Here is a 24,218-nt window from a genome sequence, read left to right on the forward strand (position 1 = left end):
TTCTGGCGACTCTGTCGCCTGCATGCTGCACGCGTTAGTTTTTGACCGGCGCCGCTTGCGTCTGCGCAGGCTGTTGCGCCGATGTGCCGGGCTCCAGCACCACCGTACAAGTCAGACCCGCCGCCAGCAACACGCCTTGCGGCACTTCGTCGATCTGGATACGCACCGGGATGCGTTGCGCCAGACGTACCCAGTTGAAGGTCGGGTTGACGTCGGCCAGCAGTTCGCGGCTTTGGGGATTGTCGCGGTCGTAAATGCCGCGCGAAATGCTGTCCACGTGGCCGCGCAGTGTGGCACCGTTGATCAGTTGAATCCTGGCCTTGTCGCCGACCTTCAGCAGCGGCAGCTTGGTTTCTTCGAAGTAGCCGTAGACCCAGAAGGAGTTGCTGTCGATGATGGCGATCTTGGCCACGCCGGCGCTGGCGAAGTCGCCGCGGCGCACATTCAGATTGGTGATGTAGCCATCCACTGGTGCAAATACCTTGGTGCGGTCCAGATTCAGTTTGGCCGTGTCGCGTTGCGCCAGTGCCACCTGGTATTGCGCCTGAGCCGATTGATACTGGGCCTGCGCCGCCTGGAACTGGGCATCGGCCGAGGTAACCTGGCTGCCGGCATCTTCACGCGCTTCACGCGAGACCACCAGTGCATCCATGTCGGCACGGCGACGCGCCTGTGCACGGCGCATATTGAGATCGGTGCGGCGGCCGTCGACTTCTGCGCGCCGCACATCAAGATCGGCCTTGCGCGCCAGCACGGTGGCATCGGCCTGTTGCAGCGCCAGCTGGTAATGGGCCGGGTCGATTTCCATCAGCAGATCGCCCTTGTGCACCAACTGGTTGTCGCGCACCGGCAGCGCGACTACCTGGCCGGCGACATCCGGTGCGATGTTGACGACATCGGCGCGCACGCGGCCGTCGCGCGTCCATGGCGATTCCATGTAGTGCTGCCATAGCTTGTAGGCCAGCAAGATCGCTGCAAGGAAGATCAGCGTGGTGATGATGAAGCGAAGAATCGATTTGACCGACATGATGGAAAACTCCTGACTTATTTCTGTATCTGTTTTTCTTGGAACCGGGTGTTGTGTAGCGAATTTAACTGGCTAAGCGTAGATGGCCAGCCCGAGCCAGGCCGCGATGCAGGTGAACAGGCTGACGCGGACCAGCGCCGGATGCCATACCAGCGAATACACACCGAAGCGCACCAGCACCCGGTCCAGCAGCAGCGTGATGGCGCCGGCAATCAGCACCGCCAGCAACAGCGTCGGCACGTAGGCGTCGAAGAATGAGATTTCACGCGGCATGAGAGGCTCCATTGGTTCCAGAGGTAATGTTGCTGTTGCTATCTTGGCCGTCCTTCGGCGCAGGCTGCAAGGGCGAGTAAGGATCGAGCAGGGCGGTGCGGATGAAATGCAGGTAGCTCAGCGTGCGCTGCAGGCGATGGCGTTCGCTGCGTTCGCGATAATGCGGGCCGATGGCTTGTTGCACTTCGGCGATGGCGCCGTCGTTGGCGCTCAGCACTGCGGCCCGGGTGGCCGGGTTGGGGTGGTTGAAGAGCTCCGGCAACGTTTCGCGCAGGCGATCCAGCGCAGCATAGGCGGGCGGCGGCAACAGACCCGGATTGCCGCTGCGGATGGCCTGCAGTTCGGTGCGCAATTCAATCACGGCGTGGCCGATTTCCAGCGTCGCAAACATCCAGCCGAAGGCGTTCTGGCGCAGTCCCGGACGGCTGCTGGTCAGCACCGTGATCTGGTGCATCAGATCACGGGTGCCACTTTCGAACTGCAGCGCCAGATGCGCCAGCTTGCCGAAGCAGGCTTGCACCACTTGCTTGCGCAATTGTTTTTCCAGGTGGCGCACGGTCCAGTTGGTGGTCGGCGGTAACAGCAGCATGAAAGCGATGGTGGTGACCACCAGCGACACGATCAGCGCAATCGCTTCGTTGATATAACCGGCGGCGTCGAAGTGCACCAGATTGTCGGGTACGGCGAGGAAGGGGAAGAAGATGCAGATGCCCAGTCCGTAACCGGCCAGCTTAGGCTTGGTGGTCAGCAGCACGGCCATCATCAGCACCGGCGTGAGCGCCGCCGCCAGCATCCAGAAACCATCCAGGCGCGGCAGGATGTGGAAGGTATATACATAGCCAAGCACCATCGCCACCACCACACCCATGGTCACGGTGCGCGTGGCTTTGGCGGGATCCGGCGCGGCCGAGGTAATGGCGCAGAAGGCGGCCGCATTGAGCGCCGCTACGCTACCGCTGGGCCAGCCGCTCAGAATCCAGAACGTGGAAAGGCCGATCAGTGTGATCGCAGCGCGGGCGCCGGCGATGCTGGCGGTCACCATGCTGGTCTTGGGTGCGTAGTTGTGCTCCCATTGTTCGCGTTCATGGCGCCGTTGCACCAGCGATGCGTAGGTCAGCGTGTAGGCGTGCAGCTCATCGATCACGCGATACAGCAGCTCGGAGGCAGTGTCGAAATCGAGTATCGCCTCGTCGTCCAGCAACTGTGCGTTTTCAGTCCGGGTGGCGCGCACCCGGCGCGGCAGTTCCTGCTTGTAGGCATCCAGCTTGAGCGCTGCATCGGCCGCATCCAGCGCGCCCATGACCGGTTCGCCGCCGCTGCGCGTGAGCAGCGGCTGCACTTCGCGGAAGTAGGGCGAGATCATGTCGATCACGCGCTGCGCCGAAGCATTGCTGCTGGTGTGCAGGCGGTTCATCAATTGATGCAGGGCGTGCACGCGGGTCGACAGCGCCATGAATTCACTGTTCATGCGCGTCAGGCGGCCGCTGCGCAGGCGCACTTCCGGGTCTTCGAAAATGGCCGAGCTGCGCAGCGCTTCAAGGCCGATGATGTCGCCGACGAAGCGGGCGTTGGTAGCTTCGAGTTGCTTGCGGTCGGAGGTGCCGCCCAGCGTGCTGCCGATCAGATCGACGAAGGCGGTGAAGCGAGAGCGGATGATGCGCACCAGACCGGGTGAACTGGCTTGCGGGAACACCAGCGCGCTGACCACGCCGACGCAGACGATGCCGACCGTGATTTCAGTCACGCGCGTCATCACCGAAGTGAAGGTGGTGGCAGGATTGAGCGCCGCCGGCAGACCGATCAGCGCCACCGTATAGCCGGACAGCACGAAACCGTAAGAGCGGAAATTGCGGTTGTGGGCCGAACCCACGGTGCACAGCCCGATCCAGCAGGCCGAGGCCAGCAGGAACAGTTCGGGCGTCTGTGCGAACAGGCCGACGAACAGCACCACGACGACCGAACCGATCAGGGTGCCGACCACGCGGTAAAAACTCTTGGCCAGGATCATGCCGCTCTGCGGCTGCATCACGATGAACACCGTGATCAGGGCCGAGCGCGGCGAGTCCAGATTCAGTGCGTAACCGATGCCCAGCGCCAGCAAGCCGGCGAACACCATCTTGAAGACATAGATCCAGTTGGGGAAATCGGTCTGCCACCATTCGCTGGCGGCCTCGCGCAATTGCCGTCCAGGCGAGGGGGAAGGCGATGCCTGTACCGATGTGGCGGGCGTGCTCACTTGGCGACTCCTGCTTGAGCCTTTACCTCTGTCGAGGCATCCGCTGCCGCCACTTCTTCAGGCGCCGGTTCGAGACCGCCGCCCAGCGCCACCGTCAGGCTGGCAAAGGCATTCAGCTTTTGCGCCAGCAACTGCTGCACCATCTGCTGCTGATGCAGCCATTGGGTCTGCGCGGTCAGCACGTTCAGATAGCTGGTCAGGCCGCGCTGATAGGCGCGGGTGGCGATATCGACATTTTTTTGCGCCGCCTGCACCGAGAGGTCGGCTTGCTGCTGCTGGCGGTCGAGCGCGCGCAGGGTCACCACCTGATCCGAGATGCTTTTCAGCGCCTGAGTCAGCAGCAGATTGTAATGTTCCACTTCCAGATCGTAACCGGCGGTGGTGGCGCCGAGCTGGCCGCGCAGACGTCCGCCTTCGAAGATCGGCAGCGAAATCGCCGGGCCGTAAGTGGTGGTGATGTTCTTGGCGCTGGCAAAACTCAGCAGACCGCCGCCGGCTGCTGTCGGGCCGATGCTGGCCAGCAGATTGATGTTGGGATAGAAATTGGCCTTGGCCACGGCGATGCCCTTGGCGGCAGCTTCCACACGCCAGCGTGCGGCGCTGATGTCGGGACGGCGGCCGATCAGTTCGGCCGGCAAGGCGCTCGGCAAACCGAGGGCGGCCTGCAGCTTCATGCCGGGGCGGGTGATGCTGTCGCCGGCGCCGGGGCCTTCACCCAGCAGCGCCGCCAGTTGATTGCGGGTGAGTGCGATGCTTTCGTTGAGCGCTTCCATCTGGCGCCGGGTTTCCGGCAGCGGCACTTCGGCCTGCGTGATTTCCATCTGGGTGCCGATGCCGCCCCTGAAGCGGCGATTGGCCAGATCCAGAATCTGCTGTTCCTGTTTCAGCGTGGCCTCGGTGTTGTCCAGCAGGCCGTATTGCAACGACAACTGTACATAAGTGCGAACGACATTGCTTTCCAGCTCCAGCTGCGCGGCGCGGGCATCGGCGGCGACGGCATGGATTTCATCCTGGGCGCGTTCGGTGGTGTTGCGGTTGCGGTCCCACAGGTCGAGGTTATAGGACAGGCTCAGCACCGCGGTGTTGTTCCAGGTCAGCTTGTCGCGGAAGCTGGCGCCGTAATACACGTTGTCGGACCAGTCCTTGCGGCCGATGGCGGCATCCAGCGAAGCTTGCGGCAATTCGCCGGCATGCGCCACGACGGCCATGGCTTGCGCCTGGCGTACGCGGGCGGCGGCGATCGCCATATTGGGATTGCCGGCCACGGCGGCGGCCACCAGCCGGTCGAGTTGCGGGTCGGCATAGGCTTGCCACCAGGCCCGGCTGGGCCAGCCGGCTTCGGCGCCGACCTGGCGTATGGCCTGGCCGGCGTCCAGCGTGGCGACTTCGCGCACATTGGCCTGGGGCTTGATGCCACCCTGATCGGCGCAGCCGGCAATTATCAAGCTCAGCGCAATGAAGGGGAAAACCAGCAGGCGACGATTGGAACTACTGTTCATGTCATTACCTAAAAATATGCAAATATCAGATGCTATGCATTATATTTTGTAACGATAAATGGAAAAATTCGCTTATACGCAATGGTTTTTATCAAATACTGCAACAATGATTCCCCTGAATTGAGTAACAATGCTGATGCCCACCAGTGTCGGAAATGCTGAGAATGGACAGAAATAATGCGAGTTTAAATTCGGATTTTCTTCAAGGGAAGCCGCAGATTTGACTTTGCCGATAGTAAAAACGCGGATTCATTTACGCATGAAAGTGGTTTGCGTGATTCAGGATTCTTGTATACCTGCCGTTTTTTCGTCGATGTTTCATTGTTGTTCTGTCGATTTTTAGCTGATTCCCGCCCAGCGTCTGTTGCTTTCACGCTCGTTTCTTGTGAATGCCGCTTGCCGGAAATCTCACCTTCAGCGATTTTCCGCCCTGGTTTTCAGCATAGGAGTGGAATGGATACCTTGCAAAACATGCGCATTTTTGCGCGCGTGGTCGATGCCGGCAGTTTTACCTCGGCGGCCCAGCAGATGGGCCTGACGACCGCACACGTCTCGCGCGCGGTGGCCGATCTGGAGCGCCATCTGCGCACGCGCCTGATGAATCGCACGACGCGCCGCATCGCCCTGACCGAAGCCGGCGAGCGCTATCTGCTGCGCTGTCAGCAGATCATGTCTTACGTCGAAGAAGCCGAAGCCGAAGCCAGCGCCGCCTACGTCAAGCCGTCCGGCCGGCTGCGGATTCATGCGATGACCAGCTTCGGCCAGCGTTATGTGATTCCGGCGATTTCAGGCTATCAGAAGCGTTATCCCGATGTCGCGGTTGAGCTGACGCTGGCACAACGCATTCCGGACATGCTGGAAGAGGGCTATGACGTCTCACTGGTGCTGGCGCGTGAATTACCCGACTCCGGCCTGATCTTTCGTCAGCTGGGCAGCACTTTCAGCATGCTGTGCGCCTCGCCGGCCTACGTTGCCAAATACGGCTCACCGCAAAAACCGGAAGATCTGGTCAATCATGCCTGCCTGCAACTGGTGAGTCCGGTCTCGCCGCTCGATGAATGGGTGATCGAGGGCCCGGACGGTCATACCCAGATTGCGATCAAGAGCAACTTTCAGGTGAATGTGGCGGAAGCCATGCTGCTCAGCATCCGCGAAGGCATGGGTATCGGCGTGCTGCCTATCTATTCGGCGGTTGACCCCTTGCGCGCCGGCACCATCGTGCGCGTGCTGCCGCAGCATCGCATGCAGCAGATGGGGGTGTACGCCTTGTATCCCTCGCGCCAGTATCTGGACGCCAAGATCAGCACCTGGGTCGACTGGATGCATGAAAGCGTGGACAAGGCCTTGCAGGAAGATCATCTGGCGATGGAACGCATCGCCACCTTGCGCGAAGAAATGCAGGGCATCAATACCGCCAACGAAGGCGCCGCGCATGGCAGTCTCTGAGACGGCCGGCACCGGCGATTTTGCCGGCGCAGCACCTGTCTGAAGCGCAGCCGTTCTGGCATCATGGCACTTTCTTCAAACATGAAATGCAATTGCGCAGAGGATACATATGGGATGGCTGGCGGTCGGGGCGGGGGCAACACTGGGCGCATGGCTGCGCTGGCGCATGAGCGTGGTGATGAACGTGGCCGGGCATGCCTTGCCTATCGGCACGCTGGCAGCCAACTGGATCGGCGGCTACGTGATCGGCTTTCTGGTGGCGTATTTCGAGCAGCATCAAAGCCTCTCGCCGGAATGGCGTCTGTTTGCCATCACCGGATTTCTGGGCGGCCTGACAACTTTCTCTACATTTTCGGCTGAAGCCATGATGCTGCTGCAGCGTGGCGATTACCTGTTGGCCATCGGCCATTCGGCACTGCATCTGTTCGGATCCATCATTCTGTGTGTGGCCGGCTTTGCAAGCTATCGGGCGCTGGCCGGATAGGGCGGCAGTTGCCACTTCCGGCGCCTAGGTCCTTGTTTTCTCCGCCACAGTTCGCAGTGCGGTGGAGTGGTTCCCCGGCGCCGGAAAACGAAGCTGATGCAGATCAAATTCAATGCCGATTCGCTTCTGTCTGCGCGACGATTTAGCTATCGCGCTTCGCTTGAAAATCGACCGTACGGCCCAATTTTGTATTCATTGAAAAATTGGAGCGAAACATGCGAATCGACAAACTCACGACCAAATTGCAGGAAGCGCTGGCTGATGCGCAGAGCCAGGCTGTCGGCAATGACAATCAATATATAGACCCGCTGCATTTGCTGCGCGCCTTGCTGAATCAGGATGATGGCGGCAGCCATTCCCTGTTGCAGCGCGCCGGCGTGAATGTCGCCAGTCTCAACACCGCGTTGCTGGGCGCCATACAGCGCTTGCCCAAGGTCACCGGCAACGGCGGCGAAGTGCAGGTGGGGCGGGAGCTGCTGGCCTTGCTGAATCTGGCCGACAAGGAAGCGCAAAAGCGCGGCGACCAGTTCGTCGCCAGCGAAATGGTGCTGCTCGGCCTGCTCGACGACAAGTCCGATGCCGGCAAACTGGCGCGTGAACATGGCTTGTCGCGCAAGTCGCTGGAAGCAGCGATTACCGCCGTGCGCGGCGGCGCCAGCGTGTCCTCGCAGCAGGACGAAGGCCAGCGCGAAGCCCTTAAAAAATACACCCTCGATCTGACCGAGCGCGCCCGCAACGGCAAGCTGGATCCGGTGATCGGCCGCGACGATGAAATCCGTCGCGCGATTCAGGTGCTGCAACGTCGCAGCAAGAACAATCCGGTGCTGATCGGCGAACCGGGCGTCGGCAAGACCGCCATCGTCGAAGGTCTGGCGCAGCGCATCGTCAACGGCGAAGTGCCGGACAGCCTGAAGTCCAAGCGCGTGCTATCGCTCGATATGGCCTCCTTGCTGGCCGGCGCCAAGTATCGCGGCGAATTCGAAGAACGCCTGAAATCGGTCTTGAAGGAAATCGCGCAGGACGAAGGCCAGACCATCGTCTTCATCGATGAGCTGCACACCATGGTCGGCGCCGGCAAGGCCGAAGGCGCGATGGACGCCGGCAATATGCTGAAGCCGGCGCTGGCGCGCGGCGAACTGCATTGCGTCGGCGCCACCACGCTCGATGAGTATCGCAAATACATCGAAAAGGACGCCGCGCTGGAGCGTCGCTTCCAGAAAATTCTGGTCGATGAGCCCAGCGTGGAGGCCACCATCGCGATCCTGCGCGGTCTGCAGGAAAAGTATGAGGTGCACCACGGCGTCGATATTACCGACCCGGCCATCGTGGCCGCGGCCGAGCTGTCGCATCGCTATATCACCGACCGCTTTTTGCCCGACAAGGCGATTGATCTGATCGACGAGGCGGCGGCCAAGATCAAGATCGAAATCGATTCCAAGCCAGAGGTGATGGACAAGCTGGATCGTCGTCTGATCCAGCTCAAGATCGAGCGCGAAGCGGTCAAGCGCGAGAAGGATGAAGCTTCGCAAAAACGTCTGCAGCTGATCGAGGATGAAATCGAAAAGCTGGGCCGTGAATACGCCGATCTGGAAGAAGTCTGGAAGTCGGAAAAAGCCAGCGTGCAGGGCAGCCAGCAACTGAAGGAAGAGATCGAAAAGGTGCGCCTGCAAATGGAAGAGGCAACCCGCAAGAGCGACTGGCAGCGGGTGTCCGAACTGAAGTACGGCAAGCTGTCGGAGCTGGAAAAAGCGCTGGAAGTGCAGAACAAGAAGGACGAAGCCGGCATCGCCGCGCACAAGCCCACCCTGGTGCGTACCCAGGTGGGTGCGGAAGAAATCGCCGAAATCGTGGCGCGCGCCACCGGCATCCCGGTGTCGCGCATGATGCAGGGCGAGCGCGAGAAACTCTTGCATATCGAAGAGGTATTGCATCAGCGCGTGGTGGGGCAGGAAGAGGCGATTGTGGCCGTTTCCGATGCCATCCGCCGTTCCCGCGCAGGGCTTGGCGATCCTGGCCGGCCTTACGGTTCTTTCATGTTCCTGGGCCCGACCGGGGTCGGTAAGACCGAGCTGTGCAAGGCGCTGGCGACTTATCTGTTCGATACCGAAGAATCGATGATCCGCATCGACATGAGTGAATTCATGGAGAAGCACTCTGTGGCACGGCTGATCGGTGCGCCACCGGGTTATGTCGGGTTCGAAGAAGGCGGTTATCTGACCGAGGCGGTGCGGCGCAAACCGTACAGCGTGATTCTGCTCGACGAAATCGAGAAGGCGCATCCGGATGTCTTCAACGTGCTGCTGCAGGTGCTGGACGATGGCCGCATGACTGACGGTCAGGGGCGCACGGTGGACTTCAAGAACACCGTGATCGTGATGACCTCCAATCTGGGGTCGCACAGGATTCAGGCGATGGAAGACAGCGATCCGGGCCTGGTGAAGCTGGCCGTGATGGCTGAAGTGCGCGGGCATTTCCGTCCCGAGTTCATCAACCGTATCGACGAGATCGTGGTGTTCCATGCGCTCGACGAGAAGAACATCGGCGCCATCGCGCGTATCCAGTTGAAGATTCTGGAGCAGCGTCTGAACAAGCTGGACATCGGTTTGCAGATCTCGGACGCCGGCTTGCAGAAGATCGCCGAGGCCGGCTTCGATCCGGTGTATGGCGCGCGGCCCCTGAAGCGCGCGATTCAGCAGGAAATCGAAAATCCGCTGTCGAAACTGATCCTGGCCGGGAAATTCGGGCCCAAGGATGTGGTGCACATCGCCGTCAAGGACGGTGCGCTGGAATTCACTGCGGCCTGATTTGTTTCAATAAAGGCAATATCTGCCGTGCCGGCGCTTCAAAAAGGCTTGGCCCTGCAGGAAATTCAAACGCGATGAGGGCGACCTCATCGCGTTTTTTTATTGCACTGCAGATGAAAGTTGTCATACATATAAAGATGGGATTTATTGCAGAAAGGCTACACATTTGACATGATTTTTTTCATGCAGAGAGAGAGTAAGAGGTGGGACTAGGAAAAGCCTTGCTCAAAGCGAAAGGCCTATGCTATCTAGTTCTATAACTCGCTATAAATTCGATAGATAAATCGAAAAAAAATTGGCTGAGATTCAAGGGTTTTTTTTCGCATACAATAGTTGCCCTTACGAAAACATTTTGCTGCATGACGGCAACAATTTGCAGTGCAAAAGCAAACACGGGCGCAGGACAAGATCGTGCGAAAAATTGGTGGCAGTGAAGGGCAGGGGGTGTCATTCTGAAGCAGTCTTCTTTGCAGCGGCTGTTTATTTTGCCGTTCATCTTTCTGATGGTGTGTCTCGCATGCACGATAGGATGGTTTCTCTATCGTGCGGGTAATGACGCCACGGAAGTACTGGCACGCAATGCCTTGATGGAGGTCATGGGCCGCGTCGGCCAGGCGATCGATCGCCAGACCCTGAGCGCGCGTGAAAGTCTGCGCGTGGTTGCGCCGGATCCCATTCCTCCCCTTGAAATCGGCGGCAAGCCGGTACTGATTCCTTTCCCCACTGATCGCCGCTTGCTGGAAGAGCGTTTGTGGATCGCCAATTCCTTGTTCGAAGATCCGAGCTACGTCTATTTCGGCGGAGTCGACGGCAGCTTTACCGGCCTGCGCCAGGAAAGCGCGAATGTCTACATGTTCAGCACACGCGACGGTCAGGGCGGCAAGAATTATGTGTACTACCTGAACGGCCCCGGCACCGAAATGAAGTTGCGCGCCGTGCAGGAATACGAACCGCGCGATCGCCCCTGGTATACCCGGGCGGTCGAGCGCAAGCGCGAAACCTGGTCGCCGGTGTTTACCGATTTTCGTCTCAAATTCCTCGGTCTGACGCTGTCCAAGCCGGTCTATGCCGAGAGCGGCCAATTGCTGGGCGTGGCCACCAGCAGCATCGGCCTGCGCCATCTGACGACTTTTTTGCAGACCTTGCCGCTGGGCAGCAATGGCGTCGCCTTCGTGACTGAAATGGGCGGCGAGATGATCGCGTCTTCCGCCAACGAAGCCCTCTACAAGCCGACCACCGGCAGCGAGTTCGAGCGCCTGAACGCCAGCCGCAGCACGTCGGCTACCGTGCAGCAGGCTTTCATGGCGGTGCAGGAATATCTGAAAACGAACAAGCCGGTTCCCGGCCAATTGGTGTTGCTGGCATCGCCGGCCGGCAACAATCAGATCGCGGTGGCCTTCCGCTTGCATCACGATGACGCCGGCATCGACTGGCTGGCGATCAGTGCGGCGCCGCGTTCCGATTTTCTGGGCTCGGTCACCGGCGGCGTCTATCAGACGCTGTTGCTGGGCCTGGTCGCGGTATGCCTGACCTTCGTCATCGGCTTTGTGCTGCTGCGCTGGGTGCTGCGAGATATCCGCATGCTGACGCTGGCGGCCAAGAGCATCGGCAACGGCGAGCCTTTCCCCAAGTTGAATATCGACCGCAGCGATGAAATCGGTCAGCTGGCGCAGAGCTTCCAGGAAATGGAGCGCAATCTGCGCACCGATCGCCTGACCAATGTACTGAATCGCGACTCGCTGATTGCGCAGATCGAATTCCGTCGACGCAATGCCTCGGAGGCCAATCCGCTGCACTTTGCCTTGCTGTTCATCGATCTGGATCGCTTCAAGGCGGTCAACGATCAGTTCGGTCATGACGAAGGCGACCGCGTGCTGATTTCGGTGGCGTCACAACTGCAGCGCGCGCTGCGCCGCGACGATACGGTTGCGCGCTTCGGCGGCGATGAATTCGTGGTGTATCTGCATGGCGTGTCTGACGAAGAAATCGCCAAGTCGATTGCCGAGAAGATCCGCCATTCGATCAACAAGCCGATACCGGGCCGCGATGGTCACGAGTATCAGATCGATGCCTCGGTCGGCGTGGCGCTGTTCCCGCAGGACGGACTGGATGTGGAAACGCTGTTGCGGGTGGCCGATTCACGCATGTTCGATCAGAAGCGGATGCATCGCATCCTGGCCTATTGAATTGTTGCCGAGGCCGGCGCCTGCCTGGCACTTGCCGGCCCCGGCTACAGCAACTCCACGCTGGGCAGATTCAGATAGCTGGTCTCGCGCGTGGTGGCGATGAATTCGCTCAGATAGGATTTCTCGGATACTTCCGGCAAACAAGCCGCGTATAGCCGGCCGGTCAGGCCATTGGGCGTGATGCGTTTGGCCAGCACATAATCCCGGTTCAGATAATTTTGCGCCGCCCAGATCGGCAGCGTGGCGATGCCGCGCCGGCTCGCCACCAGTTGCAGCATGGCGACCGTCAATTCGGTGGTGCGGCGCTCGGTCTGGATGCCGGCCGGTTTGAGCACCTGGCGCACCACGTCCAGCATGTCGTCCGGCACCGGGTAAGTGATCAGCGTGTCGGTGGCGAAATCCTTGGCGCTCAGAAAGGGCCGATCAGCCAGCGGATGATCGTGCGCCAGCAGCGCCACGATCTCAAAGCGGAACAAGGCGTGGAAATCCACGTCTTCGCCGGGATCGATGTCGGCCACGATGGCGATGTCGGCACGCCGGTCATACAGCAGGCCGATGGGGTCGGCCTGAAAACCCGAGACGATATCCATATCCACTTCCGGCCAGCGGCGGCGGAAGGCGTCCATGGACGGCATCAGCCAGTCGAAGCAGGTATGGCATTCGACCGCGATGCGCAGTTGCCCGGCGACGCCTTGCTGCAGTCGTACCAGATCGCGTTCGGCATTGGCGACCTGCGGCAGCACGCTTTCCGCCAGTTTCAGCAGACGCTCGCCGGCCGGGGTGAAGCGCACCGGCACCGATTTGCGCTCGAACAGCGGTGCGCCGTGATGATCTTCCAGTTGCTTGATCTGATGCGACAGCGCCGACTGGGTGACGTTGAGCAGCGTCGCGGCGCGCATCAGATTGCCGGCTTCCTTGAGCGCTTGCAGGGTTTTCAGATGGCGTAATTCAAGTATCGATTGCATGCGTTCTTATCCGTGCTCAGCCTTGGTTCGGGGCGAAAAGTACCGAAAATCCGGCGCAAAGCCTTGCTCCGACTGACTATTAGTAAATCTCAAGTTTATTCATAGAATATATCGTTTGAATAATATATGAGCGCCCGGCAAGATGCCAGCATCGAAATGCCGCAGCGATGATTTCCATCAAATCTCACATCAATGCGATGAACGCGACCAATGCGATCAATGCGGCTTTCAGATTCCAGATCATTTTGACGAATACCGGAGGTCGGCATGGCAGTGGCACACGTTTTGGGTTTTCCGCGCATAGGCGCACAGCGCGAATTGAAGTTTGCAATGGAAGCATTCTGGAAGCAGCCGGGCGATGCCGCGGCCTTGCAGCATCTGCAAGAGACCGGCCGCACGCTGCGGGCGCGCCATTGGCAGGCGCAAGTCGATGCCGGTCTGGATCTGATCACGGTGGGCGATTTCGCCTGGTACGACCAGGTGCTGAATACGCTGGCGCTGCTGGGTGCGCTGCCGACCCGTTTCGGTTTTGATGCGCAACGGCTGACGCTGGCCGACTATTACACGCTGGCGCGCGGCGACCAGGTCAACTTCGCGATGGAGATGACCAAATGGTTCGATACCAATTATCACTATCTGGTGCCGGAATGGACTGCCGATGTCGGCTTCGACGGCGGCGCCGAGTGGCTGTTCGATGAAATCGCCGAAGCCCGGGCCCTGCTGCGGCAAGGCGGCAAGGCACAGGCCAAGGTCGTGCTGCTCGGGCCGTTGAGCCTGCTGTATCTGGGCAAGATCAAGAGCGGCCTGTCGCACAAGCTGGACTTGCTGCCGCGCGTGCTGAAGGCCTATCAGGCGCTGCTGCAAAAGCTGAAGACGGCCGGCGTGGAATGGGTGCAGATCGATGAGCCGATTCTGGCGCTGGAGCTGGACGCGCAATGGCGGCGTGCGTTTGCGCCGGTGTATTCGGCGCTGGCGGTGGAGCCGCAATCGATTCCTTCCTTGCTGCTGGCGACCTATTTCGACGGCGTGGCCGCGCACGCTGAATTGCTGAGCGGTTTGCCGGTGGCGGGCGTGCATCTGGATCTGGTGCGGGCGCCGCAGCAACTGGCTGCATTCATAGCCGGCTGGCCGCAAGACAAGGTGTTGTCGCTGGGCGTGGTGGACGGCCGCAATATCTGGCGCACCGATGTCGACCACGCGCTGCAGATCTTGCAGACGGCGCAGGCGCAACTCGGTGAGCGTTTGTGGATTGCATCAAGCTGCTCGCTGTTGCACGTGCCGGTCGATCTGGCGAATGAAAACAAGCTGGATGCCGAGCTGAAAAGCTGGCTGGCATTTGCGGTGCAGAAGCTGGACGAGGTGGTGCTGCTCAGGGATGCGCTGGGAAGGAGCGAAGGCGAGGACGGTGGTGCAGTGTTGAAGCAAAAACTCTATCTGGCGCGTGCCGCGCGTGCTGCGCGCAACAGTTCCGAACGCATCCACAACGCGCTGGTGCAAAAGCGCCTGCAAGGCGTGACGGCGGCCGATGCCGAGCGCCACTCGGGTTTTGCCGAGCGTATCGCGACCCAGCAAAAGAAATGGCAATTGCCGGCTTTCCCGACCACCACCATCGGCTCCTTTCCGCAGACGGCGGAGATCCGCCAGACGCGTGCGGCCTACAAGCGCGGCGAAATTGGCCATCTGGATTATCTGGAAAAGATGCGCGATGAAATCCGTCTGGTGGTGGACAAGCAGGAAGAGTTGGGCCTCGATGTGCTGGTGCACGGCGAGCCTGAGCGCAACGACATGGTCGAATATTTCGGCGAGCAATTGTGGGGTTACGCTTTCACCGCCAACGGCTGGGTGCAGAGCTATGGCTCGCGCTGCGTGAAGCCGCCTTTCATCTATGGCGACGTGTATCGCCCCGAAGCGATGACGGTAGGCTGGAGCAAGTTTGCCCAAAGCCTGACCGAGAAACCGATGAAGGGCATGCTGACCGGCCCGGTGACGATGCTGCAATGGTCCTTCGTACGCGACGATCAGCCGCGCTCGACCACCGCGCTGCAGATTGCGCTGGCCTTGCGCGATGAAGTGGTGGATCTGGAAAAGGCCGGCATCGGCATGATTCAGATCGACGAACCTGCCTTCCGCGAAGGCTTGCCGCTCAAAGCCGCCGACTGGCGCGAGTATCTGGACTGGGCGGTGCGCGCTTTCCGCATCAGCGCAGCCGGCGTACAGGATGAGACGCAGATTCACACGCACATGTGCTATTCGGAGTTCAACGACATCCTGCCCTGGATCGCAGCCATGGACGCCGACGTCATCACCATCGAAACCTCGCGTTCCGACATGGAGTTGCTGGACGGCTTCGGTGAGTACGCGTATCCCAACGATATCGGCCCCGGCGTGTACGACATTCACTCGCCGCGTATTCCCGAGGTCGCGGCAATGGTGCGCCTGATGCAGAAGGCGCGCGGCGTGATTCCCGATCAGCGTCTGTGGGTCAACCCGGATTGCGGCCTGAAGACACGCAACTGGCCCGAGACCTATGCGGCGCTGGCCAACATGGTGGCGGCGGCAAGGCAATTGCGCTCGGCAAAGGCTGACACGGGGCAGGCGAAGCTGTCATCGCCGGCGCAGACGCTTGCTGCAGGCTCCGGCATACATTCCGGCGAAAGCTGCTGCAGTCACGCCGAGTGAGGTGCTAAGTCTGCAATGAAAAAAGGGCCGCCATCTCAGGCGGCCCTTTTTGTTGAGGATCGCATGCAAACGCATACACGCGCACATGCACGCATGTGCGGATCAAGCGATCTGGCGTCGGTAAGGAATCGAGGTCTGCGCGCCGCGCCGGGCCACGCTATAGGCTGCCGCGTTCTGACCAAAGGCAATGGCAGCCTGCGGTGTCTGGCCTTCCGACAGGGCCGTGACGAAGCCGCCGATAAAGGTATCGCCGGCGGCGGTGCTGTCGACGGCATCGACCACGGTAGCGGCATGGTGCGCGCATGTTTCGCCCAGCGCCGCATAGACGCCGCGACTGCCCAGCGTGATCAGCACATTGCGGCAGCCCTGCGCCTGCAGGGCGATCGCGGCGGCTTGCACTGCCTGCATGTCGCCGCCGTCCAGACTGGTGCCTAGCAACATGCCGGCTTCGATTTCGTTAGGGATCAGGTAATCGACCTTGCTCAACAATGCTGACGGCAGCGGCGCTGCCGGCGCCGGATTGAGCACCACCGTCTTGCCCAGCGCATGAGCGCGCTCGATGGCGTGGCTGATGGTGGCCAGCGGCACTTCCAGCTGCAGCACCACGATGCTGGCGCGGCTGAGCAATTGTTCGGCCTGATCAATGTGGCGCGGATGCAGTTCGGCATTGGCGCCGGCGGCCAGCAGGATGCTGTTCTGGCCCTGAGCATCGACCGTGATGGCGGCAATGCCGCTGGCGGTATCGGGCACTTGCTGCAGATGGCGGATATCGACGCCGTCATTGGTTAGACTTTCGCGCAATGCCGCGCCGAAGGCATCGTCGCCGACACAGCCGATCATGGCTGTCTGCGCCGGCGCCCGGCTGAGGCGCGCGCAGGCTACCGCCTGATTCGCGCCCTTGCCGCCGTGCGCGGTGTGGAAGCGGCCGCCGGCCAGGGTCTCGCCGGGCAAGGGCATGCGCGGCACTTCCAGTACCAGATCCATGTTGATGCTGCCGATGATGACGATCATTTTTGCTTGCTCCCTTGTTTGTCGTGCTTGCCCGGCGCTTGCAAGATCTGTTTTTGCGGGGCGAATGGCGGCCGTCTTACATAGCGGCCTGCGCCGCGTTCTGCGCGCAGTTCGCCGCGTTCGAACACCAGCTTGCCGCGGCTGATGGTATGGCTGGGCAGACCCTGTACTGTACGCCCCTCAAACACATTGAAGTCGCCCAGCGAATGCTGGGTGGCGGCTGAGAGGGTGCGGCTGGCCAGCGGGTCCCACACCACCAGATCGGCATCCGCACCTACGCTCACAGAGCCCTTGCGCGGATAGATATTAAAAATGCGCGCGGCATTGGCCGAAGTGATGGCGACGAATTCCGAAGGCGTGAGCCAGCCGCTGCCGACGCCGGCATCCCAGATCACGCTCATGCGTTCTTCCACACCGCCGCAGCCGTTCGGAATTTTCGTGAAATCGGATCGGCCCATGGCCTTTTGCCCGGCGCAGAAGGTGCAGTGATCAGTGGCGGTGGTGTGCAGGTCGCCGCTGCGCAATCCCTTCCACAAGGCTTGCTGATGTTCGGCCGGGCGAAACGGCGGACTCATGACATGGGCCGCAGCGCCGGCAAAGTCAGGGTTGGCGTAGACGCTGTCGTCGATGAGCAGATGCCCGGCCAGCACTTCACCGTAGACGCGCTGGCCGGCAGCGCGGGCGCGGGCAATCGCCGCCAGCGATTCGGCGCAGGAGACATGCACGATGTACAGCGGCGTTTGCAGCACATTGGCAATGGCGATGGCGCGGCCGGCGGCTTCGGCCTCGACCTGCGGTGGGCGCGACAGCGGATGCGCCGCCGGCGCGCGCATGCCTTGCGCCAGCAATTGCTGTTGCAGCAGATGCACCAGTTCGCCGTTTTCTGCATGCACGGTCGGCATGGCGCCGAGTTCCAGCGCCCGCGCGAAGCTGCTGATCAGCACGCTGTCGTCGGCCATGATGGCGTTCTTGTACGCCATGAAGTGCTTGAAGCTGTTGACGCCATGCTGTCGGACCAGGGTTTCCATCTCGGCAGCGACGCTGTCGCTCCACCAGGTGACGGCGACGTGGAAGGAATAATCTGCGGCCGATTTTTCAGCCCAGCCGCGCCAGATGTGAAATGCTTCCAGCAGCGATTGCTGAGGCGCCGGAATCACGAAATCGATGATACTGGTGGTGCCGCCTGCCAGCGCGGCGGCGGTGCCGGAATAGAAATCGTCGGCCGTGACCGTGCCCATGAAAGGCAGTTGCATGTGGGTATGCGGATCGATGCCGCCCGGCATCACGTACTGGCCGCCGGCGTCGATGATGGCGGCGCCGGCCGGCACCTCGATCTGCTCGCCGACGGCGACGATGCGGCCGTCGCGGCACAGCACGTCGGCGCGAAACTGGTGGTCGGCGTTGACCACCGTGCCGCCGCGAATGGCGATGTGGCTGGGCGATATGGCGGAATGAACGTTGCTGTTGCAGCTCATGGTCGAACCTCTTGTTTCAATCTTCAGTTAGCCAGGGAAGTCCACATGGCGGCGGTACTGGCCGTCAGAAAACCGGCCAGCACCGCACCCAGCAGGCAGCGCAGGCCAATGCGCCCCAGCGTGTCGCGTTGCGAGGGCGCCAGCGCAGAGATGCCGGCGGTCATGATGCCGACCGTACCGAAGTTGGAAAAACTGGATAGTGCAAAGGTCGAGATGAATACCGCGTGCTGCGACAATTGTCCGGCGGTGCGCATCCTGGTCAGCTCGATGTAGGCGACGAATTCATTGATCACGATCTTGGTGCCTAGCAGGCTGCCGACCTGCAGCGACTCACTCCAGCTGACGCCGATCATGAAGGCCACGACGCGCATGATCTGTCCGAACAGATATTGAAAGGTCAGGCCGTCGAACACGCCGCCGCTGCTGGTGCGTATCCATGCATTGACGCCCAGCAGCTCGCCCGCCAGATCGCGGGTCAGCGCATTGAGCAGGGCAATCAGCGAAATGATGGCGATCAGGATCGCGGCGCTGGCGACGCACATCTTGACGCCGTCCATTGCGCCGTCAACGATGGCAGTCATCAAGGAGCGGCCGGCGCCATGCTCCTGCGTATCTTCGCCTTCGCCGGAGTCGCTTGCGTGCATGGAACTGGACATGCCGGCGCGTGCGCTGATGGCAACGGCCAAATGCTGAGGGTTTTCAGGGAACAGGATCTTGGCAAAGATGATGGCGGCCGGGGCGTTCATGAAGGACGCCAGAATCAGCATCGAGGCGAAGCGCGCCTGATCGACCGGATTGTCGCCGCCCAGCAGGCCGACGTAGGCGCCGAGCGTGCTGCCGGCCAGCAAAGACATGGCACCGATCAGCAGGCAAGCCAGCTCCGACTGCGTCATGTGCTTCAGATAGGGGCGCACCAGCAAGGGCGATTCGGACATGCCGAGAAACAGATTGCCGGCGGTCGCCAGACTTTCCACACCGCTCAGGCGCATGCTTCGGCGCATCAGCCAGGCCATCGCCGCCACCAGTTTTTGCAGGATGCCGAAGTGGTAAAGCACGCTGGTGAGCGCGGCAAAGAAGATCAGGATGGGAAAGACCTTGAAGGCATAGATCCAGTCGAACAGCTTCAACTGTTCGCTGCTGTCTTGCGCGACGACGGTGCCCAAGCTGACTTCGCCGGCCGCATTCCTGACCAGGCCGAAATTGTCCGAGGTCAGATTGCCCAGCAGGAAATGGGCGCCGACGCCGGCAAAATCGAGCAGGGCGGTGAAGGCGGCGCCGATGCTGAAAAAGGCGGCGCGCACCGGCGGAATATATGAAATCACGATGAATAGCAGACTTTGCAACAACAGCGCCAGCAGCACGGTGCGCCAGGCGATGCGGCGCCGGTCGGGCGACAAAGCATAGGCGAGCAGCAACAGCAGCGCGATCGAGATGAGTGCTTTCAGAATGGACATAGGCGCGGCATGAAGGTGGCGTGGGCGTAGGCGGCTGATGGGAGACCGGCGGGAGGCGGCGCGGGCAATGAACTGATCGCCGGCTACCCGGCCGTCCCGGCAAGCGGATCAGGGAAAGCGGGCGATGCGCTCGGTCAGTAGCGCAAAGAATCCGTCGGCATCGACCTTGACGCCGACTTTGCTGCGTTTTTGAGCTTCCAGCACGCGCCAGTAGTCGCAGTTGGTGCGGCCGTAGCTGCTGCCTTCCTGGGTTTCGACGGCGACGTGCATGTCGCGGAATTCAAACAGTTCGGGTTTGATCAGATAGGCCGCCGTCATGGGGTCGTGCAAGGCACCGCCGTCCCAGCCGTAGCGCTGTTCGTGATGCTCGCGGAAGAACTCCAGCAATACCGCGGCGAATTCGCCGTTGCGGGTGCCGAGCTTGCGGAAGGCGTCAACACGCGCCGGCGAGGCGATGGCCTGATGCGTGATATTGAGGCCGAACATGGTGACCGGCGCCGCGCTTTCAAAGACCACGCGGGCGGCGTGCGGATCGCACAGAATGTTGTATTCGGCGGCCGGACTCCAGTTGCCGACGTCGACGCTGCCGCCCATCAGCACCACTTCCTGAATCAGCGGAATGATTTTGGGTTCCAGTCGCATCGCCAGCGCCAGATTGGTCAGCGGCCCGGTCGGCAGAATCTTGATCTGATGCGGATAACGAAACACCGATTCAATGATGAAATTGACGGCGTGCATGGGTTCGACATCGCGCACCGGTTTCGGCAGATCGGGGCCGTCGAGGCCGCTGGCGCCGTGGCAGGATTCAGCGCTGAGCCGGTTGCGCATCAGCGGAAGTTCAGCACCGGCACAAATGGGAAAGTCGTGTCCTATCATCTCGCGGATCACGCGCGCATTGTAAGTCGTGCGCTCCAGGCTGACGTTGCCATAAGTGGTGGTGACCGCCATGAGTTCGAGTTCCGGGCTGGCGCAGGCGAGCATGATGTTGATGGCATCGTCATGGCCGGGATCGCAATCGAGAATTACTTTTTGCCGCATGGTTCGTCTCCGAAAAGGGCGGGATGGACGACGCACGGGGGCCGGCGCCGCATCCTCGGGCCGACGCGACTGCGCGCCGGCCCAATGTGAAGCGGCGGAATTTAGCATGCCGATTGTGGCTTGCAGAACAGGAAAAACCGGCGGAGCTGAATAGTGCCGGTTTCTGGTTTGATTGCGTTTTAAAGATGAAAAAGCAAAGCAGCTTGCTTTAAAAATGCTTCGAGTCTGCGTGGTGAATCACGATCTGCGAAGCATTTTTTCGTCGGAGAGCGGGCGATGAAAAGAGCAGGGCGATTGATCACATGGACTCTGTCATACAGGTGTCGTGCAGGCGCTCACTGCGCTTCCGTTCTCATCTACGATGCCGCCAGCCAGTGCTTCAGGGCTCGCGCAAGACCCGCTGAATCGCCACGGTCTGCGTGACGATTTCCTGTAAGTCCTGGTTCAGCAGAGCACTGCGGCGTTGCAGGGTATGCCAGCCGGACCAGTTGCTGGTCTCAACCGATACTTGCTCCGGCAGCATTGGGCCGACCAGCACCTGTTCATCATTCGGCATCGGCACGGTGGCTGAGGCGGCGTCGGCTACGGCCACCGCGCTGGCGGAGGCCTTGGCCTTGCGCATCTTGGCCGGCGCCAGAATACGCTGAGCGGTGCTGATCTGATCGCTGGCCTGCTGATAACTGCGCTCGACGATGTCATTCACGGCATCGCGCGGCAGGCCTTCGGCATGGCGGCGCAGCAGTATGCGCAAGGCCGCGATGTGGGCTGCGACCAGATAATTCTGCACGATGAAACGATTGATTTCCTTGACCGCGCGGTGCTTGCTGACCGGCTCATCCATCATGCGCACCAGCGCCGAAATCAGGGCCGACAGGCTGTCCATGAAGCCCTTGCGGCAAACGCGATAGAAGAAGTCGTCGCCGACCTTGCCTTCCAGCATGTCGCGGCTGGCGGTGAGATAGCGTTCGCCGGATTTCAGGACGCCGCGCATCAGGCGCGGCAGGTCGCGATATTCCCAGCTCGGCAGCACGTAGCTGAAGATGGTGGCGATGATGACGCCGATGATGGTGTCGACCAGACGTTCGCCGACCACGCCCTGATGGCCGGCCGGCAGCAGCAGGTTGAGCAGCATCAGGATTTGCACCGAGGCGGCGATCGCGGTATAGCGGTATTTGACGTAGGTAAAGGCCGGTGCCGCGACGCTGGCCAGGAACAGCACCGCCATCAGACCGGCCTGGCTGTGCACGAAACGCAGGATCAGCGCCGTGATCAGACAGCCGATGACGGTGCCGATCAGGCGATCGGCCATGCGTTGCTTGGTGGAGCTGAAATTGGGTTTGAGGATGATGACGATGGTCAGCACGATCCAGTAGCCGTGCGCCATGTAGGGCAGGTGATTGGAGATCCACAGTCCTGTGGTGACGGCCAGCGCGACACGAATGGCGAAGCGGAAGATCGGCGATTGCCAGCGCAGGTTGGACAGCAGCAGGCCGAACTTGTATTTCTGCTGGGTCATGAACGGCGTCATGTCGGAACCCGGCAGGATAGGAATCGGGTCGACCGGACGCGAAGTGGCGAGGTGCAACTGACCGATCAGTTCGATGATGTCGCGGATCTTGTTGTAGGTCACGCGCAGGATGGTCAGCGCCTCGTCTGGAATCTTGCCGGCCTGATTGTCTTGCTGCAACTGCTGCATTTCATACTGGATCGCGCGCAGTTCGGCCTTGTAGTTGACGCTTGGCGTCGATTCGCGCTTGCGCGTGATGGCGTAGGCGATGGACTCAATGTCTTCGGCGGTCTTGTTGGCCAGATCGCGCAGGAAGATCATGACGTCGCTGTCGCCGAAATGGCTGCGCAGGAAAGCGTAGTCGCCGTGGGTCGAGAGAATCTGCTCGTACAGCTCGAGCATGCTCAGGTGGACCTGCACCAGCAGGCCATCCTGCTTGGTGTGCAGATCGCGCAGGATCAGGTCGCGCGCGGCCTGCTGCTTGTCGGCCAGCACGATCTGCTGGCGCACCAGCAGATTGAATTGGGCGGTGAGATCCTTGCGTACATCGTAAAAGTCGGCCTTGATGCGCAGATAGCGCGCCAGTTCGAACAAGGCCTCGGCCAGAATCTGCTGCTTGATGCGGCGCCGCAAAAACCAGGATACCGCCATCGAATAGGCCAGATAGCCGAGGCCGCCGCACAGGAAGAAGAAGCTGTGTATGATCGCCGCGCCGATCGGCAACTGGTTTTCCATGGTCAGCGTCATCACCATCAGCGCTGCGAATTGCAGCGGCATGGTTTTCTTGCCGTAGACCACCATCATGCTGGCGAAGAAGCTGACTACCACCATCATGGCGCTCACCAGCCAGGGGAAGGGCGCGCACAGGCTGATGATGAGCATGACCAGCGTACAGAGCAGCACGCCGGCCAGCATTTCATTGAATTTGTGACGCAGCGGACTGGGCAAGTCCATCAGGCTGGTGCAGAGCGCACCGAGGAAGACCGTCATCGTGACCTGCATGTCGTCGGCCACGTTGAAGACCAGCAAGGTCAGGCCGATCACTCCGATGGCGATGCGTACCCCTGTGTAGAAATAGTGACTGAACAGAAACGTACGAATATCCAGGGCGTAATGCATGAAGGCTATAGACGCGTTGCGGCGCGATTAAATTTTCGTAGCCGCCATTTTGTGCCTTCTTGGAGGATTAAACAACCGATGATCGGACCGCCCTCGAAACCGAACCCGCCGATTGAGGCGATCGGCAGGGCTGGCAGGCGTTAGCGCATGACGCTGCATGACGCTGAATGTTGCATGGAACTGCAGATTTGATATGGGCCACGCCGGCAAGCTGCCTGCTCTTGCCGGCCGCTTCTATATAACAACAAACTGCGGCGCCTTAAGTGGTTGGGCGTGTTGCCTCTCAGACCAGTCGCCCGCACCGTTGCTTGAATATCTGCGGTTCTGATTCAGGGCAGAGGAAAAATCAGGCAGGTGGTGGTGGCATGCGCATAAATCTTGCCCTCGGCATCGAGGATGCGGCCTTCGGCAATACCGACCTGCTTGCCCACCTGAATCACTTTGCCTTCAGCGCGCACCGGCCCGGACTTGTCCGTCAGTGTGCGGATCAGGTTGACCTTGAGCTCCAGCGTCGTATAACCCAGACCTTGCGGTAGCACCGAATGCACCGCGCAGCCCACCGCCGAATCCAGCAGGGTGCAAAAATAGCCGCCATGCACGCTGCCCAGCGGATTGTAATGACGCTTGTCCGGTGTGCCCTGAAATACGATGCGCCCGGGTTCGCCTTCTACCGGGATGAAATCCAGGGTTTCGCCGATAGGTACCGACGGCAACTGGCCGTCCCAGATTTTCTGCAGAAACGCCATGCCGCTGCCGGCTTTCAGGTCCGCCAGCGTGGATACTCCAGGCGCCGCCAGCCGGGCTCTGACTTCTTTTTCTTGCGCATGCCACAGCGCGAGCGTCTCTTCTCTTGTCGTCATTGTTTCAGTCCTGTTGTGTGTCGCAGCCGGTTGCAGTCAGCCGTGGCGCAAGCCAGGCAAACGGTGTCGCCACCGTGTCTGGCCTTGCCGCCGCAGTTGCAGGCATTGTTGTAGCTGCGGATTTCATTGATTTCGCGAGCTGACTATTATTATGC

General features: G+C 60.7%; 16 protein-coding genes. 5 read left to right on the forward strand and 11 right to left on the reverse strand.

The window, feature by feature from the left end:
- Positions 1–34: 34 nt before the first annotated feature.
- The 4 genes from PQR62_RS11955 to PQR62_RS11970 all read right to left on the reverse strand — a co-directional run bounded on the left by PQR62_RS11955 (position 35) and on the right by PQR62_RS11970 (position 5,035).
- Positions 35–1,027 carry an HlyD family secretion protein gene (locus tag PQR62_RS11955; RefSeq protein WP_408158126.1) on the reverse strand — a complete coding sequence of 331 codons (993 nt, stop codon included), beginning with the start codon at positions 1,025–1,027 and terminating at the stop codon, positions 35–37.
- Positions 1,028–1,099: 72 nt separating this feature from the next.
- Positions 1,100–1,300 carry a DUF1656 domain-containing protein gene (locus tag PQR62_RS11960; protein WP_408158128.1) on the reverse strand — a complete coding sequence of 67 codons (201 nt, stop codon included), beginning with the start codon at positions 1,298–1,300 and terminating at the stop codon, positions 1,100–1,102.
- Positions 1,290–3,536 (reverse strand): FUSC family protein, encoded by a 2,247-nt coding sequence (locus PQR62_RS11965; protein ID WP_408158130.1) that lies wholly within the window; start codon positions 3,534–3,536, stop codon positions 1,290–1,292. The genes PQR62_RS11960 and PQR62_RS11965 overlap by 11 nt, the downstream gene beginning before the upstream one ends.
- On the reverse strand, positions 3,533–5,035 hold the full coding sequence (locus tag PQR62_RS11970) for an efflux transporter outer membrane subunit (RefSeq protein WP_408158132.1): 1,503 nt from the start codon (positions 5,033–5,035) through the stop codon (positions 3,533–3,535). Before PQR62_RS11970 ends, PQR62_RS11965 begins: the two co-directional genes overlap by 4 nt.
- Positions 5,036–5,488: 453 nt before the next feature.
- Here PQR62_RS11970 and PQR62_RS11975 point away from each other — a divergent pair, with 453 nt between their 5' ends.
- The 4 genes from PQR62_RS11975 to PQR62_RS11990 all read left to right on the forward strand — a co-directional run bounded on the left by PQR62_RS11975 (position 5,489) and on the right by PQR62_RS11990 (position 11,955).
- Complete coding sequence (locus PQR62_RS11975; protein ID WP_408158133.1) at positions 5,489–6,481, forward strand: LysR family transcriptional regulator; 993 nt, start codon at positions 5,489–5,491, stop codon at positions 6,479–6,481.
- A 109-nt stretch (positions 6,482–6,590) separates the two neighbouring features.
- Positions 6,591–6,965 carry a fluoride efflux transporter CrcB gene (crcB, locus tag PQR62_RS11980; RefSeq protein WP_408158135.1) on the forward strand — a complete coding sequence of 125 codons (375 nt, stop codon included), beginning with the start codon at positions 6,591–6,593 and terminating at the stop codon, positions 6,963–6,965.
- Between the two features lie 215 nt (positions 6,966–7,180).
- The gene (gene clpB, locus PQR62_RS11985) at positions 7,181–9,769 is read left to right on the forward strand and encodes an ATP-dependent chaperone ClpB (RefSeq protein WP_408158137.1); all 2,589 of its coding nucleotides are present in this window, start codon (positions 7,181–7,183) and stop codon (positions 9,767–9,769) included.
- Between the two features lie 467 nt (positions 9,770–10,236).
- Positions 10,237–11,955 carry a diguanylate cyclase domain-containing protein gene (locus PQR62_RS11990; protein ID WP_459251857.1) on the forward strand — a complete coding sequence of 573 codons (1,719 nt, stop codon included), beginning with the start codon at positions 10,237–10,239 and terminating at the stop codon, positions 11,953–11,955.
- 44 nt (positions 11,956–11,999) lie between these two features.
- On the opposite strand, the gene PQR62_RS11995 is transcribed toward PQR62_RS11990, so the two are convergent.
- The gene (locus PQR62_RS11995; protein ID WP_408158139.1) at positions 12,000–12,920 is read right to left on the reverse strand and encodes a LysR family transcriptional regulator; all 921 of its coding nucleotides are present in this window, start codon (positions 12,918–12,920) and stop codon (positions 12,000–12,002) included.
- Positions 12,921–13,187: 267 nt separating this feature from the next.
- Between PQR62_RS11995 and metE the strand changes: the two genes are divergently transcribed.
- Positions 13,188–15,599, forward strand: coding sequence for a 5-methyltetrahydropteroyltriglutamate--homocysteine S-methyltransferase (gene metE, locus PQR62_RS12000; protein WP_408158141.1), 2,412 nt, complete (start codon positions 13,188–13,190; stop codon positions 15,597–15,599).
- A gap of 102 nt (positions 15,600–15,701) precedes the next feature.
- Here the strand turns inward: metE and rbsK are convergent, their stop codons facing one another.
- From rbsK to PQR62_RS12030, 6 genes are all read right to left on the reverse strand, one after another.
- A complete protein-coding gene (gene rbsK, locus PQR62_RS12005) occupies positions 15,702–16,610 on the reverse strand; it encodes a ribokinase (protein ID WP_408158142.1) in 909 nt (302 codons plus the stop codon).
- Positions 16,607–18,085 (reverse strand): dihydropyrimidinase, encoded by a 1,479-nt coding sequence (hydA, locus tag PQR62_RS12010; protein WP_408158144.1) that lies wholly within the window; start codon positions 18,083–18,085, stop codon positions 16,607–16,609. Before hydA ends, rbsK begins: the two co-directional genes overlap by 4 nt.
- 23 nt (positions 18,086–18,108) lie before the next feature.
- Positions 18,109–19,539 carry a NupC/NupG family nucleoside CNT transporter gene (locus tag PQR62_RS12015; RefSeq protein WP_408158146.1) on the reverse strand — a complete coding sequence of 477 codons (1,431 nt, stop codon included), beginning with the start codon at positions 19,537–19,539 and terminating at the stop codon, positions 18,109–18,111.
- A 108-nt stretch (positions 19,540–19,647) separates the two neighbouring features.
- Positions 19,648–20,577, reverse strand: a complete 930-nt coding sequence (locus PQR62_RS12020) for a nucleoside hydrolase (RefSeq protein WP_408158148.1) — start codon at positions 20,575–20,577, stop codon at positions 19,648–19,650.
- A 379-nt stretch (positions 20,578–20,956) separates the two neighbouring features.
- Positions 20,957–23,203: an FUSC family protein gene (locus PQR62_RS12025; RefSeq protein ID WP_408158150.1), complete on the reverse strand. Its 2,247-nt coding sequence runs from the start codon at positions 23,201–23,203 to the stop codon at positions 20,957–20,959.
- A 329-nt stretch (positions 23,204–23,532) separates the two neighbouring features.
- Positions 23,533–24,063, reverse strand: coding sequence for a PaaI family thioesterase (locus PQR62_RS12030; RefSeq protein ID WP_408158152.1), 531 nt, complete (start codon positions 24,061–24,063; stop codon positions 23,533–23,535).
- Between the last annotated feature and the right edge of the window lie 155 nt (positions 24,064–24,218).

Origin of the sequence: Herbaspirillum lusitanum, from assembly GCF_046025995.1 — a bacterium.
Lineage (GTDB): Bacteria > Pseudomonadota > Gammaproteobacteria > Burkholderiales > Burkholderiaceae_D > Herbaspirillum > Herbaspirillum lusitanum_A.